The sequence below is a fragment of the Oceaniglobus ichthyenteri genome (assembly GCF_003057885.1).
Classification (GTDB): domain Bacteria; phylum Pseudomonadota; class Alphaproteobacteria; order Rhodobacterales; family Rhodobacteraceae; genus Oceaniglobus; species Oceaniglobus ichthyenteri.
In genome coordinates this window covers 131,000-146,589 of sequence record NZ_QAGK01000006.1, presented here as the reverse complement: position 1 = coordinate 146,589, position 15,590 = coordinate 131,000, and the positions used below count along the sequence as shown (strand labels likewise).

The window sequence follows — 15,590 nt, the reverse complement described above, 5'->3', positions numbered from 1 at the left end:
GCCTTTTTACCCCGCCATAGTGCAAGTGAAACCGGGGGTGTAAAGCGCGCCGACCTTGCCTTATATATTATTACGTATTGGCCACGCGATGAATGAGATGTCTTCAAAGCCCGACCCACTGGATAGCCTGTTTGCCCCTGAGGATTGGGAAGATTACGAAGGTGATCGGATAATGGGCGCAACGCGGAAATCCAGGGCGCGCCTGCCACGCGATAGCGGTTGGGCGCTGCGGCTGAACGAAGTTGTGGCGCGGGCCAACAAATCTGTTTTCACGCCAGCCCCTTCGCCTGACGGGCGCAAAACTTTGTTTGCCGCCGAGGGTGACATCGATACAGCGCCGCGCGCCGAAACCTGGGCCGGCCTGCGGGTTATTCAGCCACGGGCGCGGAAATATGAATTGGGCGGTGCGCCTTTGGCCCATCATTACCGCGACAGCGCGGTATCGCGGGCGTTTGATTTGTTGCGCACCCGGCTGATGCACACGCTGCGCCAAAACGGCTGGACCCGCATTGCCATCGCCGCCCCGACGCGGGGATGCGGGGCAACATTCACATCGGTTAATCTGGCGATGTCATTGTCGCGGGTGCCCAATTCGCGGTCGATCCTGATGGATATGGATCAGCGTAATCCCGGCGTGGCAGATGCGCTGGATGTGCATGGTGTGGGTGAAATTCGCCATTTTCTCAGTGGGCAGGTGCCGATGTCGCAACATATCGTGCGGCTTTCCGACACCTTGGCGCTGGGGCTGAATACGCTGCCGTTTCAAGACAGCGCCGATATTCTGCACGACCGCACCACGACCCGCGTTTTGGATGATATGCACACCGCCCTGACGCCGGATGTGGTGCTTTATGACATGCCGGCGGTTTTGGCCTATGATGATCTGGGCGCGTTCTTGCCTCAGGTTGATGGCGTTTTGCTGATCTCGGATGCAACAAAAACCACCGCGCGCGACATTGCCGAATGTGAACGGGTGCTGGCCGGTCAGGCGCCGCTTTTGGGTGTCATCCTCAATCGCGCGCGGGCGTCTTCGGTGCAAAAATACAGCCAATAGCGGCGGCTTATGCCACAGTTTGGCCCAGTTAACCTGTTTATGTCGGTTCGGGCGCGGTATCAAACGTTGGCCAGGGCGACAGTGGGATAAAATGTGATGGGTCCGATTTATTCGGTTGATGATTTTCTTGATATGGTGCGGCGGCACCTGCGCCTGATTGTCGGGCTTGTACTGTTGGGCAGTCTGATTTCACTGATGATGGCGGCCAATCAACAACACATGTATCGCAGCGCCGAAGTGCTTCAGATCGAGCGCCCGAAAATTGCCAATGAACTGGCACCCTCAACCGTGGCCGGATCATCGGCGCGCCGGTTGCAATTGATTGAACAGCAAATCATGGCGCGCGGCAGCCTGGCCGAAATCATCGAAGAACTCGGGCTGTTTTCCGACATTCCCGACCTGAACCAAAGTGAAAAAATCAACCGTTTGCGCCAATCGGTAACGATCGAAGGTCTGGCAGCGGTGCGCGAAGGCTTTGCCGATGATGGCACAATCTCGGTTTTGACAATCACCGCCAACATGCCCACCGCCGAACAGGCACAGGCGGTGGCACGGGAATTATCGGCGCGCACCATCGCCCTTAGCGCGGCGTCGCGCAGTCAACAAACCCAAGCGACACTTGAATTTTTTACCCGTCAGGAACAGCAACTTCTGGCACAGATCAAACAGTTGGAAGATAAAACTTCGGCCTTTCGGGCGGAAAATGAACTTGCCATTCCCGGATCGCTTGAGTTTCGCCGGAGCGAGATTCAAACCCTGAACACCGCCATTCTGGATGTCGAAAGCACCCTGATTTCCGTGCGTCGCCAGTTGGATCAGGTCGATCCCAACGCCCGCCGCGCCACCCGTGATCGCCAGATCGCCGAATTCGAAGCCGAAATCGCCAGCCTGACCCAACGGCGCGATTTGTTGCGCGACCGGGTTGATGCCCTGTATGCCAGCATCGAAACCAGCCCCGAGGTTGAACGGACACTGGCCGAATACCAACGCCAGATGGTGCAACTTCAAGGACAGCTTGATGTCATTTCAACCCGCCGCGCCGAGGCGGAAGTGGGCGCGCGACTTGAGGCGCGCAGCAACGCCGAACAACTCACCGTACTCGAGGCGGCACCTTACCCCGATTATCCCTATACCGCGTCGAAAAAGCGAACAGCGATGATTGGTGGCGTGGCATCGGTCTTTGTCGCACTGGCGGCGGCATTTCTGTTGGATCTGCGCACGCCTGTCTTGCGCAGCGCCGCGCAAATGAAACGTGAAACCGGGTTGATGCCGGTTGTTTCCATTCCCTATCTTGAGGCGAAGCCGATCAAGGTGTCGCGCCTGACCAGATTGCGCCGTTGGCTGCAAGAGCGGCGCGAGGCACACGGCACCAAGGCACTGAAAACCCCGATTGACCGCACCTGATACCCATCAGGTGGCCGCGATCATCGCCTGAATTTCAGGCCAGTGCAGGGTCAGCGATGCCGCCGCAACCGCCAACCCCATGATGAACAACAACGCATCGTGCACCGGATCCCACACTTTGTGATGACGCGCCAACCAGATTAAAACCGGGTGTGTGCACAGACTGGACAGTGCCAATGCGCACAGGGCCCCAATCAGGCCAAAAAGGCTGACTCCGACGATCAGAAAACCCACCTGAAACAGGGCGCGAAAACAGGTAAATACAAAAAACCGCCGTGAATCCCCGGCCGCCAGCGCCGCCTGATCATAAGACAGGCCGATCACCTGTGGAATTTGCCCCACGGCCAATATCACCAATATCGCCCCGGCATGTATATAACGTTCGTCATACAAAACATTCACAACGGCGGGGCCAAAAAACGCCATCACCACCACCAACACCATGATCGGCACACCCAGCGCATAGCGCATCTTGCGCAATTTGCGCGCGTTTTCGGGTGCGGCGTCAGGCGGTGTGTCGCGGTAAATCGGGATCAGCACCTTGCCCGTTACGGCCTGACCCAAGGCCAAGGGAAATGCCGCCAGAAAAAACCCGATATTGTAAACGCCAAGAACGTCAAGCGACAGGAATTTACCCAATATCGCCTTGTCCCCCTGCGATGATAAAAACCACGCTGCGGTCGACAGGAATATCCATTTGCCAAAAATAACAAGTTCGTGGGCGGCGGATTTTTCCCAACGCAAGGTGTTGCGCAAACCGGGCAGGCCAAAATGGGTCAGCAGAAGTTTCGCCAACGCCGCAATCACGCCGCCAATGACCAGCGCCATCACCGATTGCAACCACCACGCCAACAATACCATGGCGATCACGCCAATCGCCTGTGCCGTCAGATCAAGCAGCGTCAATCGCCCAACCAGCAGATGGCGATGTGCGGTTTCGATCCGTGTCGGGTTGAACCCGGCAATGGCCAGCGAAACACCGGCAATCGGCAAATACAGCGCCAGATCCGGCGCGCCATAAAACAGCGCAAATGGATAGGCCAACAGCGCCGCCGCCAGCCATAAACAGAACCCCCTGATCACCTGTATCGTCCAGGCGGTGTTCAGGAAATCAGGGTCGTCACCGCGTTTGGATTGCGAAATTGACGGGCTGATGCCGACGTCTGAAAACATCGCCAGACCGGCCGTGACAACCCCGACCAGCGCCATCATCCCGAACGCTTCGGGAAACAACAGCCGCGTCAGGATCAGGTTCGCGGCCAGGCGCATCGCCTGACTGCCGCCATATCCGATCACGATCAAAGACGAACTGCGCATGGCCCGGGCCATGAGCCGATTGTCCTGCAACGCCCCCCAAAGCCGTGTCATCAGATCCCTTTCTATCCCGCCCAAGTTTCGTTTATGAAGGTTAATTTTCCCTTGGCCATAGGTAATCCTTTGAATTTTCCCGGTTTGTGACACAGTTCAGCCCTGAATTGCGCACTGTGCGATATTACGCCAAACCCAACCTGAGCATTCGCACGGACGGGTGCACTTGGGTCAAGGAGGGCCTGCCGTGAAATTTGCCTATTTGATGAACACCTATCCGCAACCCTCGCAAAGCTTTATCCGCCGAGAGATTCACGCGCTGGAACGGCAGGGGTTTGATGTTTTGCGTCTGGCGACACGGCGGTTTGATGACCCCCTGGTTGATCCCGCGAATGAGGACGAGCGGCAGCGCACCGAATATATCCTGCGCCAAGGTATGGGTAAGTTGGTCATGACGTTTCTGCGCCGCTGTGGCGCCAACCCTTCGGGCGCCTGGACGGCGTTCAAACTGGCCATGACACTGGCGCGCAATGGCGGGGGCAATCCGGCCCGCCCGCTCGCGTATTTATTAGAGGCGGGATATGTCGCGCAACGCTGCATTGATGGCGGCGCGCGGCATCTGCATTGCCACTTCGGAACCAACGCCCCGGCCATCGCCATGCTGGCCCATGCCCTGGGCGGCCCGGTATTCAGTTTCACGGTGCACGGCCCCGAAGAATTTGACCGCCCCGAGGCGTTGTCACTGGGCCTGAAAATAAACCGCGCGGCGTTTGCGGTGGGCGTGTCGGAATTTGGCCGATCACAGCTGTACCGCTGGGCGGGGTTCTCTGATTGGCCAAAGCTGAAGGTGGTGCATTGCGGGATCGAACCCACAAGGTTTCCCGCCACCAAACCGTTTCCCGCACGCTCACCGCTGCGGGTGGTGTCGATTGGCCGATTTGCCGAACAAAAAGGCCAGATGATACTGATCCACGCGTTCGCGCGGCTGCGCGACACCCACCCAGATATGCATCTGACCCTGGTGGGCGATGGCCCGATGCGCGCTGATATCGAAAGGGCCATCGGTCAGGCGGGCATCGGCCCTATGATCACGCTGACCGGGTGGCTGGACGAAACCGGCGTGAACGACGAACTGGCCAACTCCCATGCCCTGATCATGCCCAGCTTTGCCGAAGGTCTGCCCGTGGTGACGATGGAGGCGATGGCATCCGGTCGGCCGGTAATTTCAACCTATATCGCCGGAATCCCCGAATTGGTAACCTCAGAATGCGGCTGGCTGGTGCCAGCGGGCGACGCCGATGCCTTGGCCGATGCGCTGATCGCGCTAAATGATCTGAGCGTGGACGAAATGCGCGCCATGGGCGAGCGGTGTCGCACCCGCGCGATGGCACGCCATAACGTCGATATCGAGGCGGCGAAACTGGCCGATCATATTCGCGCGGTTGTCGATTAGCGGCCTCTGGCCCAGCGGTTTTTACTGCGAAACAGGGGGGTTTTTACCGCCAGCGACACGGCGGCGTAAACGCCAAACCCGACCGGGTCGCGCACCGCCCGTTTGACCGCGCCCGACAGTCCGACACCCGGCGTGTCATCATGGGCCAACAGCGCGGGAAATTTCGCGCCGATTTCGTGAACGCCCTGATTCTGCCGCCGCCGCACCCGTACCAGATTGGCAAACCCTTCGACCATCGGCCATTCATAGCTGCCGCTCACGCGGACCCGTTCACCGGGCGCGAAGTTCAGACGCGCAAAAGTATCGTCAGAAATGATATCGGGCCAGTCGCCCCATCGTGCCCGGCCCGGCGCGTTCATCGCAAACAGGCCAAAACCCGGCGTGCCGTGGGTGATAAACGGCAGGGTTTGCCAAAACCGTGCATAGGCCCGCGTTACCGCCGATTGCGCGCGCGCCACCTTTGGCGCGCCACTGGCATAACGGGGCATTGGTGTGGCAAGGGCGGTTGCGATTTGCGCGATGACCTTGGGCGATACAATCACATCGGCGTCCAGATACACCCTGATATCGCCCGTTGCCGCCCCATCCCCCATGGTCAGCGCGTTCAGCTTGCCGCCCACCGGGGTTTCGATGACCGAAAGGGTGTGCCCCAGATCGCGCGCCTGTCGCGCAAATCCGCGCGCCACATCGCCGGTGTTGTCGGTACAGCCATTGGCGACGACGATCACCTGCATGGGCGGGCACTCGGATGCCAAGAGCGCCGCCAGACAGGGGCCGATATACCCGGCCTCATTATGGGCGGGCAAAATCACGCTAAGGGTCATTGGGCCGCCTTTATTGCGCCCCAACGGGGGTTATCATCGCCCAGATGACGCCGTGCGCCCCAAGCCCCCCATTTGGTAGGATTATATACATCGTTGAAGACGTTGAATAATTCGCCACCTAATGCCTGCCAACCGTTCAGCAATTGGGTATAAAGTGCGCCCATTTCGGGCGTGTAATTGAAATGGGTGAAAAACGCCGTCAGCTCGGCATCATCGGCAATCGGGCCGATTCCGGTCAAATGGGTGCCGCCCTCATACATGATCATGCGCAGATTGTGGGTATCGGCGACGCCCTTGTGATAAGGCAGAACCCGGCCCAACAGATCGGCCAGCGTATCGGTGTCATCGCCGGTGATGGATCCATCGCGCAACTCTTGCGCCGCCAATGCGGTTGCGTGATCGTGCCCTTGGGTCAACCAACCGCGCACCAGTTCGGCGCGCTGTTCGGTTCCCAAAATCCCGCCGAAATATCCGGTGACGGCATAGGCATCAAAGGCTTGTGCCGGGGGCGCGTGGCCCTCGGCCACGGCCAGTGGTGCGGCCAAAATGCTGTCTTCCAACCCCACCCATCCGGTTTGCGTTGAAATGACATTCACCAATCGATCCCGCGGCATGACATCTGACCAGATCAGGGCGATTTCGGCGGCGCGCATACCGTAAAACTGTGCGCCCGCATCGCGGGCATCCCACCGTTCGCGGGCCTGTGCATCGGCCCATTTGGTTTGATCAAATTGCCAATTCCACACTTCGTTTGAGTATTCCACATAGGCGCGGCGATCCTTGGCCAGACCATCGCGCACCGTTTCGGCAAACCGGCGCACATAGGTATCGTCGGCCATATGGGGCAGGGTGAACCACGGATCCACGCCCAACGCGTTGGCCAGCGCAATCATGTATTCCAACGCGATGCCGTTTTCGGCAAAAGTGTAATCACCGGGTTTCGGGCGGTTTTCCCAACGGGACTGACTTGAATTATTGGTGGCCATCCAATCCATGAACCGCAGCACGGCAAAGCCATCCATCAGCGTGATCCAATCGGGGTTGAACCGCGCGCCTTGGTCAAAGGCGGCGATGCGGTCTTCGCGCACCACGGTGATATCGCGCACCGGATCGGCCGGATCTGTGCGTTGAATGCGAATGTCCACCGGGCCGGGGCCAGGCGTGTAATCGAACGTCACACGGTTTTCGCCGTAGCGCACATTGGTCGCGCGCCCGGCGACCTCGACAATTCCGCGCCCGGCAAAGCGCAGCACATAGCGCCCGGCGGCGCCTGCGGCATTTTCCGGCAGATCGGTCAGGATCAGCGTGCCGATGCTGGACAGGGTGCCCGGCTTTTCCAAAGGCCAGCCATTGTCGTCGAGCATCCCTGCGGCGCGCAATTCGCCCACCTCAACCCCGCCCCATTGGCCGGGACGGTGCCCGATCCAGGGACGCGCGGTTTTCATCAGGTCAAGAAACGGCAATTGCACCCCCCAGTCGGTGAGCGGCGCAAGGTTGACCGCCACGCCCGATGCGGCCTTTTGCGGCGTGATAACCGGCGCGGTGGCGGGGGGTGCGGCGGGCTGAACCGGCGCGCGGTCGGCTTTGCGAACCGGCCCGATATCGGCCACGGTTTGGGCGGCAATCCTTTGCATCGTGGCGATGGTGGCGGGATCAGCGCGTTTCAGCGCGCCGTCAAACCGCCCGCGCAGATCATGGGGCAGGCCGGTTGGGTCGGCCCCGCTCAACATGGTATAGGTGATCAAGGCCACGAAATAATGCCCCAGATCGGATGGATGAATATCATCGGCAAACAAGGGCGACATATCCGCAAGGCCCGGAATATCGCCCGTGTCAACCGCATCGGCCAGCCGCGCCATGGCTTGCCCCGCCGGGATCAACCGCGCACCGGCTGCATCGGCGATGCCCTGCCAAACCGGCAGATCATTGGCAATTCGGTCGCGCCATGCGACGGAATCGCCGTCGTCATCGGGCACGGCCTTTCCTGTTCCGCTATCACGGGAATGCCATGTTTCAAGCAGATAAACCTGTACATCGGGGTTTCCCTGCCGTGCCAGATCGGCCCAGCGGGCGGCGTAACCGGCGCTGTCGCTCCATTTTACGTGGTTGGCCAATGGGATTGCTTCGGTCAGGATCAGGGCATCAATACCCGTGGGCAAAACCTGTCGCGCGTTCACGCCTTGCGCGTCTGCGGCATGATCCCAGTTCCATTTCAGCGGCGCGCCGTTGATGATTTGCGCCTGCACACGGGGGGTGGCCCCGGTGGTGCGCAGCAATTGTTCCACCATGCCCGGTTGATCCGGCCCGATCAGCGAATGACCGATCATCAAGACCGTGCCAAGGGTGGATAACACGCTCATCCCGCCACGCCGGTTTTTGGATAGGTGGTAACAACATCCCAGGCCAGCCGTTGAATTAACTCGGCCGCCGGGGCGCTGGGGGCAAGGGCCGGGGTGCCATCGGCGCGGTTCACCTGCGTCGGCAGGCCAACGGGTGATTGGTGGTAGAGCACGGCAAAATGGGTCACCGCCACCAGATACGCGCCGATATCGTTCAAGTGAATCGGGTCTTGATCGCCCTCGGGCGTTTTGGCGAACAGGTCTTCGCGCCGCGCCAAACCGGGCAGGGGGGCTGCCTCAGCCGCGCGCGCGACCCGCGCCATGACCTGGCCCGCGGGGATGATATGTATCGGGCGGGGTTGTGGGCCGCGCAGATCGCTGGCCAACAGTTTGCCTTCCCACAAGGTGGGCAAATCGGCATCAATACGGTGCAAAAATCCGCCCGGATCGTCCAATCCGTGCCAGGTTTCATACAGATACACTTGGGTATTGGGGTTGGCATTTCGCGCCAGATCGGCCCATTTGACCAGATAATCGCCGCTGTCATGGTATTTCAGCGCATCGATCAGTTCGATCATTTCGGTCACGATCACGGCATCGTAATCGCCCGATCCGACAGCCGCCAACGCCGGGCGATACCGGTCATGGGCGTTTTCGGTTTCATACCCCTGAATCGGCAGATCAGGATACCAATGTTCGCGCAATGACGTGCCCCAGCCCAGTTGGCTGTGATACCGGTGATCCACCCCCCGGGCCCGGGCCAGTTGCGCCAGCATCGCGGGCATATCGCGCCCGACCAACGAATGGCCCAGATGAAACACGTTCAGCGGCCCACCCGGCGCGGGAAGAGAGGTGGTATAAAAGCTGTCGATCTGCGCGCGGTCGGGCAGGCGCGCGCGCCACCAATTCACCGCGCCGCCCGTGGCCGCAACGGCCAATGCCCCGCCGCCCATCGCCAACGCCGTGCGCCGCGAAAGGCGGGCCATTACGCCGCCCCCTGGGGCCTGAGTGTGAGGCCGGTCAAAATCAGATCATGCGCCCGCGCCATCCTGCCTTGCAGGGTTGATCCGCTGGCAAATGGGCCGACAGCGCGGGTAAATGTGGCGGTGAACCGACCCTGCGCCAGATCGGGCAAAATGGCGATGGCGCCAAAATCCAACACTTCGCGCGTCATCGGATATTGCGCCTTGTAAGCGGTTTCCTTGGCCGAGAAGATCAGTTTGGCCAACCGCCCGGCCTCGTCTTCGGGTTGGCGCGCCATCCAGGCGCGTTCGGGCGGTGTAAGGATGGTTTCGATCATCTCAGGGTCTAACGCGGTGTCTTCTTCCACATCCACGCCCAGGCTGCGCACCGGTCCGGTCGGGGCCATCACGCAAACACACAGCGAATCGCAGTGCGACAATGACCCGACCAAGCCATCGGGCCAGATTGGCGCGCGGTCGGGGCCGGGAATGACCGGTTGGCGCGGTCGCCCCAGCGCCGCCATGGCCCGGTGTGCGGCAATGCGCCCGGCGGTAAATTCCAACTGCCGTTTGGCCACCATACGGCCCATCCCCTGGCGTTCGGGCGACAAGAGGCTGCCCATCGGCGCGCGCGGATCACACAGGGCCACGGCAATATCGCCATCAAACAGGCCGCGCACATGGGGCTGAACCATCGCGCCCGATATGGCATCATCAGAGATTGGAAAATCAGAAATCGCGTTCATCCTGTTTTTGCGCCCCGGCCCGCCCGCATGGCGCGCCGCTTGCTCATGGTTTCGGCGCGTGCGGGGCTGGGGTCAACCGCTAATTCCGGCTGTTGTGGTGTGGTGCCTTTGGTCAGATGTGCCGCAAGCCCGGCCAAAGTGGGAAAGCGGAAAATGTCGGTGATCGACAATTTCGGCGCGTTCAGCGCGGTGCGGATTTCACGATGCGCCTGAACCGCCAACAGGGAATGACCGCCAAGAGCGAAAAAGTTGTCTTCGCTGCGAATGTCACTTACGCCCAGAATACGCGCCCAGACGGCGGCGATTTCGGTTTCCACCGGGTTGGCCGGTGCTGCGCCCAGATTGGCCGGGGCTGCGGCGCGTTCTGGTTTCGGCTCGGGCAATGCCTTGCGATCGATCTTTTTGTTCGGGGTCAGCGGGAAGTGATCCAGCGTCACCAAATGCGCCGGGATCATGATGTCGGGCAGGGTGGCCAGATGGGCGCGCATTTGCGCGCCGTTCAGCGGCGCATCGGCGATGATATAGGCCACCAGCCGGGTATCGCCCTGAATAACGCGCGCCACGACAACCGCCTGTTTTACCGCCGGGTGTTCGGCCAGGCGCGCCTCGATCTCGCCCAGTTCGATCCGATGACCGCGAATTTTTACCTGATGGTCGGTGCGACCCAGAAAATCCAGGGTGCCATCCATGCGCCAGCGCACCAGATCACCCGTGCGATACATCCGGCCGCCATGAAACGGGTCGGGCGGAAAGGTGTCGGCGGTCAGATCGTCGCGCTGCCAATAGCCCCGCGCGACGCCCTCGCCTGCGATATACAGCTCTCCGGCGACGCCGATTGGTGCAGGATTGCCCGTAGGATCAAGGACATAGACCTTGGTATTGGCGATGGGTGCGCCGATGGGTTGGATATCGGGCGCATCATCGGTAACCGTCTGCACGGTGGACCAAACGGTGGTTTCGGTTGGCCCGTACATATTCAGGATCGTCGCCGAGGTGCAGCCGCGCAAAGACGCGACCAGATCGCCCGACAATGCCTCACCGCCGATCAACAGGGTTTTGATGCGGCTCAGCGCCATACGCGCATCGTCGTTCATCGCAATCATCCGCGCCATCGACGGGGTGCATTGCAGATGCGTTACCCCGTGGCGGCGGATTTGTGCGGCGATGGAAAAATCATCCTCGGCCGGGGCGGTGGTGGTGTTGGCGCGTTTCAACGCCTCGGCCAGGGGTTTCAGCCCCTCCATCACCAATTCGGGCGCGATGCCATAATCGATCAGACAGGCGATTTCATCAACGCCAATACGTTTAAGTTGTTCGGCCCGCGCCACGGCATCATCAACCGTGCCAAACAGGCCGGAATCCTCAAAATACCGCAGGAAGGCAAAATCAAGGATCGCCTCAAGCTCGTCTTCCGACAGGCCGTTCAGATCCATATCAAAGGCATTGTCCACGCCCTTGGGCCGTTTGAACGCCGGAAAGGCCCAGGCAAATTGTTTGATCAAGCCCGCCGCGCTGCGCAGGTAATCCTTCATCGGGCCGCGGGCGGTTTCCATCGCATGTTCGCGGCTGTCCGACAGATAAGTGTGCAACATCAGCGTGACCGTTCGCGTGGCCGGATCAAACCCGGCGCGGCGCAACGCATCGTGATAGATTTTGATCTTTTCACCAACCTCATCAATGCTTTGGCCCAGCAGATGGGTCAGCACGTTGGCGCCAATCTCACCCGCTTCGCGCCAGGTATCGGGGTTTCCGGCGGTGGTGATCCACAGGGGCAGATCGGGCGAAACGGGGCGGGGTTGGGTGATGACCGCGTGCATCGTGCCATCACGTTTGGGAAATTCCACCGCCTCGCCGCGCCACAGCCGTTTCAGGGTGTGAAAGGCGTCATACATCGCCGCCTTGTTATCGGGGGGCGAATTTTCGGGGCGCAGCACAAAATCATCGGGCTGCCACCCGCTGGCCAGGCCAAGGCCCGCGCGCCCGTTGGTCAGGTTGTCGATCACCGCCCATTCTTCGGCAATCCGTGCCGGATGGTGCAGGGGGGCCACGCAAGACCCGGCGCGCACGGCCAGATTTTTGGTCACCGCCGCCACCGCCGCGCCGGTCACCGATGGGTTCGGGTACGGCCCGCCAAAGGCGTGAAAGTGCCGCTCGGGCGTCCAGACCGCGTTAAACCCATGGGCATCGGCAAATTTCGCACCCTCAAGCAACAGGTGATATTTTTTCGGGCCAACGCCATCGTCATTGCCCCAATAAAACAGGTTGAAATCAATGTGCCGGTCCGATTGCGCCGGTGTGTCGCCGGCAATCAATGCGCGGTTTTCATCGGATGACAGCACCACCTTGAACCCCCGTGACAGGGTCCAAAACAGCTCAAGCACCGAAATATCGAACGACAGCGAGGTAACCGCCAGCCAGACCGCATTTTCATCATGGTCGATCTTTTGGTCCATGCCGGTAAAGAAATTGGCGACGTTGCGGTGTTCGATCATCACGCCTTTGGGGCGGCCGGTCGAGCCAGAGGTGTAAATGAGATAGGCCAGATCTTCGGGCGTCGCACCGCCGGTTGGGTTGGTTTCATCGCCCCCGGCAATGCGCGGATCATCGGTGGGCAGAATTTGCGCGCTGGTTTCGGGCAGATCGGCCACCAAATCGGGCTGGGCCACGATCACGCTGGCCTGACTGTCACTGACATAAAGGGCGATCCGATCGGCAGGATAGGCCGGATCCAGCGGAACATAGGCCCCGCCCGCCTTTAATATCCCCAAGGTGCCAATCAGCAAATCGGGCGAACGGGCCACGCACAGGCCCACATTGGCCCCCGGCCCAACCCCCAAACCGCGTAGGGCATGGGCCATCCGGTTGGCCGCCGCGTTCAGCGCGCCATAGGTCAGGGCCTCGCCCTCAAACACCAGCGCGGTTGCGTCGGGGGATTTGGCCACCTGCGCCTCAAACGCGGCGTGAATGGTCAGGGCGCGGTCATGATCGGTTTCGGTGGTGTTCAGCGTCGTGATCAGGCGGGTCTGTTCGGGTTCGGGCAATGAAATATCGCCGCTTTGGGCGATATGGGTCAGCCGTTCCAGCAACAGATCAACCGCCGCGTCAGACTGCCGGTTCGCATCGTAATGCAGTGTTAATGGCTCAAGCGTGACGGTGATCGCGGTGCCAAACACCGTGCCGGATTCGGAAATCGCCATACCGGGCCGGGCAAGGGTGATGTCGGGATCGCGGGTAAACAGGTCGCGCAGGAAACCGGGGTGTTTGGCGATTTTATCAAGCTGTCGCGCGATGTGTTGCGCGGTTTCGGCCACGCTGCCCTGTTCAACATGCAAGAACGCGGTGGTGGCCACCAGGCCCGGCGCGTCGTTAACCATCTGTGCCAAGGCGGCGCTGGTATAGCCGACATCGCCCGAGACCTCACCGCTGGACAGGCGCGCCCATTGCGCGAGGGTGGCGATTAACGTGGCCCGGTCGGATATGGGCAAGGACAGGGCGCGCGACTGCCAATCCTGGGTTTTGGCAAGCTTTCCCGCCAACGGCAGGGGCAGGGGGTTGGCGGTTTTCAGGCGGGCGCGCCAGTGGGGTTCGCCCTTGATCAATTCAGCCTGCCTGGAAATATCGGGTTGGCACAGCACGCTGCCGACTGGCAAAAGTTTTGCCACATCAACGGCTTGGCCCAAAGGATTGGTCAGGCCCGACAGTTTTACCGCGCCATCAAGGGTGGCAATCGTGGCATGGTCGCGCCCGCTGGCAAGAACGGTGCCGGGGGTGGCGTCGCCCTCGGCGGGGTCAACTGTGCCCACCAACAGCGGCATGTCGCCATGGGCGATTTTTGCCCGGCTGAGCGGGTTTTTATAGCCGTTGAAATCCAACCCACGCACCAAGGCAATCACCCGGTCGGTGGGTTGGGTAAAATCAATCGCCCCGGCATTTGCGGGCCGCTCATCACGGGCGAAATAGCGCCGCTTGCTTAAATCCTGCGCTATCCGGGTCAGCCCGGTTTCAAGCTGCATCATCACGGCGGGAAAGCTGTCCATCGCCGCCGCGTAACATTTGGAGTTGAGCGAAAACGCGGTATCTTCGGGCGTTATGTCAAACAGGCGTTGTTCCAGAATATCGCCTTCGTCAATTCCACCCTCGATCACATGCCAGGTGATGCCGTGGCTGTCATGGCCCAGCATCCGTGCCCAGGCGGGCGTGTTCAGCCCGGCCATGGCGGGCAGGGGGCCATCGTGAAAATTTACCGCGCCCTTTGCCGCGCGGGCAATTACCGCGTCGGGAATGACCGACAGGTTGGCGATGGACAGCAGCCAATCAAACGCCACATCGGGCAGATCAACGGCGCGCGCCGCCAACGGCAGACCTTTTTTATTGGCCCAGGCAGCGATATCGGGGTCGCGCGATACAACGGCAGAAATGCGATGGCCGCGCTCAAGCAGCATGTCGCCGCAGCCGATCAAAAGTGATTCATTGCCGATAAGAACAGATGAAAACTGAGTCATTTCGAATCCTCGCTCAGGGCGGTCATCGGTTTGGCCGATGTGGAAGGCCTGCCCAAAGGCAGGCCAAGGGAAAAGGTGATGAGATCGCGTAAAAACCCCTTTGGGTCTTGGGTTTTTCGCCCGGTCAGCGCACAGCGCAGCCGCCACAGCGCCGCGCCCTTGATCAGGGAAAGTGTGGCCAAAGCGGCATAGGTGCGCCCGTGATTTTTGCGAAAATAATGGCGGCGCGATTGAAACCAGTATTCCGGCATCCGAGCCCAGGTTTTCATGCCCGTGCTGACCGATCCGATATGCACCACCCGGCTGTGCGGCACATACCAGGTTTGCCAATCGGCCTTGGCGGCGCGGCGCGCCAGATCGGTTTCTTCAAAATACAGGAAAAAGGTTTCATCAAACAGGCCGATATCCTCCAACGCCTTGCGCCGGATCATCAAACTGGCCCCGGCGACCCAATCAACCTGGGTGGCGGTGTCGGGAATGGGCAAGGCCACGATGGAGTTTTTGAGCAGGCGGGAAAATATGCCGGTGCGCACTGCGCCTTCGAATTCGCCAAGGATGGATGGAAATCGAAACGCCGTGCAATGGGGCACGCCGTCTTCGCCGCGCACATGGCTGCCTGCAAATCCGGCCTTTGGCGTGGCTTGCAGAAATTCGATCAGGGCGGGAATACAACCGGGATCGGGGAAGGCGTCAGAGTTGAGGATATAGTAGAAATCCGGCGCGCTGCCGTCCGAAAAACCTGCGCGCAAACCCACGTTATTGCCCGCGCCAAACCCGCCGTTTTGCCCGGCCTGAATGACGCGCACGCGGTTATTGGCGGTCCATCCGCGGGTCTCGGCCGCATCGCGCAGCAGTTCGAAACTGCCATCGCCTGAGTCGTTGTCGACGATGATCAGCTCGCCTTCGATCCCCGTCATATCCGCCAATGCGGCCTTGGCCGCGCGCAGGGTCATCGGCGCGGTTTTGTAATTCAACAATATAGTGAGAAGCGTCGCCAT

The 15,590-nt window shown here is 60.5% G+C and carries 10 protein-coding genes; 3 read left to right on the top strand and 7 right to left on the bottom strand.

The window, feature by feature from the left end:
* The first annotated feature begins 88 nt into the window (after positions 1-88).
* A complete protein-coding gene (locus C8265_RS10905; RefSeq protein WP_108484041.1) occupies positions 89-1,054 on the top strand; it encodes a P-loop NTPase family protein in 966 nt (321 codons plus the stop codon).
* A 96-nt stretch (positions 1,055-1,150) separates the two neighbouring features.
* A complete protein-coding gene (locus C8265_RS10900; protein ID WP_206050329.1) occupies positions 1,151-2,458 on the top strand; it encodes a GumC domain-containing protein in 1,308 nt (435 codons plus the stop codon).
* Positions 2,459-2,464: 6 nt separating this feature from the next.
* Here C8265_RS10900 and C8265_RS10895 read toward each other — a convergent pair whose 3' ends face one another.
* Entirely contained in the window at positions 2,465-3,826 is a 1,362-nt protein-coding gene (locus C8265_RS10895) for an oligosaccharide flippase family protein (RefSeq protein ID WP_240611047.1), read from the bottom strand.
* Positions 3,827-4,013: 187 nt separating this feature from the next.
* Between C8265_RS10895 and C8265_RS10890 the strand changes: the two genes are divergently transcribed.
* The gene (locus tag C8265_RS10890; RefSeq protein ID WP_108484040.1) at positions 4,014-5,219 is read left to right on the top strand and encodes a glycosyltransferase family 4 protein; all 1,206 of its coding nucleotides are present in this window, start codon (positions 4,014-4,016) and stop codon (positions 5,217-5,219) included.
* On the opposite strand, the gene C8265_RS10885 is transcribed toward C8265_RS10890, so the two are convergent.
* Genes C8265_RS10885 through C8265_RS10860 form a run of 6 tightly spaced genes read right to left on the bottom strand, consistent with a single transcriptional unit; the run spans position 5,216 to position 15,590 of the window.
* Entirely contained in the window at positions 5,216-6,043 is an 828-nt protein-coding gene (locus C8265_RS10885) for a glycosyltransferase family 2 protein (protein WP_108484039.1), read from the bottom strand. The genes C8265_RS10890 and C8265_RS10885 overlap by 4 nt on opposite strands.
* Complete coding sequence (locus tag C8265_RS10880; protein ID WP_108484038.1) at positions 6,040-8,403, bottom strand: hypothetical protein; 2,364 nt, start codon at positions 8,401-8,403, stop codon at positions 6,040-6,042. Before C8265_RS10880 ends, C8265_RS10885 begins: the two co-directional genes overlap by 4 nt.
* Positions 8,400-9,368 carry a hypothetical protein gene (locus C8265_RS10875; protein WP_108484037.1) on the bottom strand — a complete coding sequence of 323 codons (969 nt, stop codon included), beginning with the start codon at positions 9,366-9,368 and terminating at the stop codon, positions 8,400-8,402. The genes C8265_RS10880 and C8265_RS10875 overlap by 4 nt, the downstream gene beginning before the upstream one ends.
* Positions 9,368-10,090, bottom strand: a complete 723-nt coding sequence (locus C8265_RS10870; RefSeq protein ID WP_240611046.1) for a 4'-phosphopantetheinyl transferase family protein — start codon at positions 10,088-10,090, stop codon at positions 9,368-9,370. Before C8265_RS10870 ends, C8265_RS10875 begins: the two co-directional genes overlap by 1 nt.
* Positions 10,087-14,592 (bottom strand): MupA/Atu3671 family FMN-dependent luciferase-like monooxygenase, encoded by a 4,506-nt coding sequence (locus C8265_RS10865; RefSeq protein ID WP_108484036.1) that lies wholly within the window; start codon positions 14,590-14,592, stop codon positions 10,087-10,089. The genes C8265_RS10870 and C8265_RS10865 overlap by 4 nt, the downstream gene beginning before the upstream one ends.
* Positions 14,589-15,590, bottom strand: coding sequence for a glycosyltransferase family 2 protein (locus C8265_RS10860; RefSeq protein WP_108484035.1), 1,002 nt, complete (start codon positions 15,588-15,590; stop codon positions 14,589-14,591). Before C8265_RS10860 ends, C8265_RS10865 begins: the two co-directional genes overlap by 4 nt.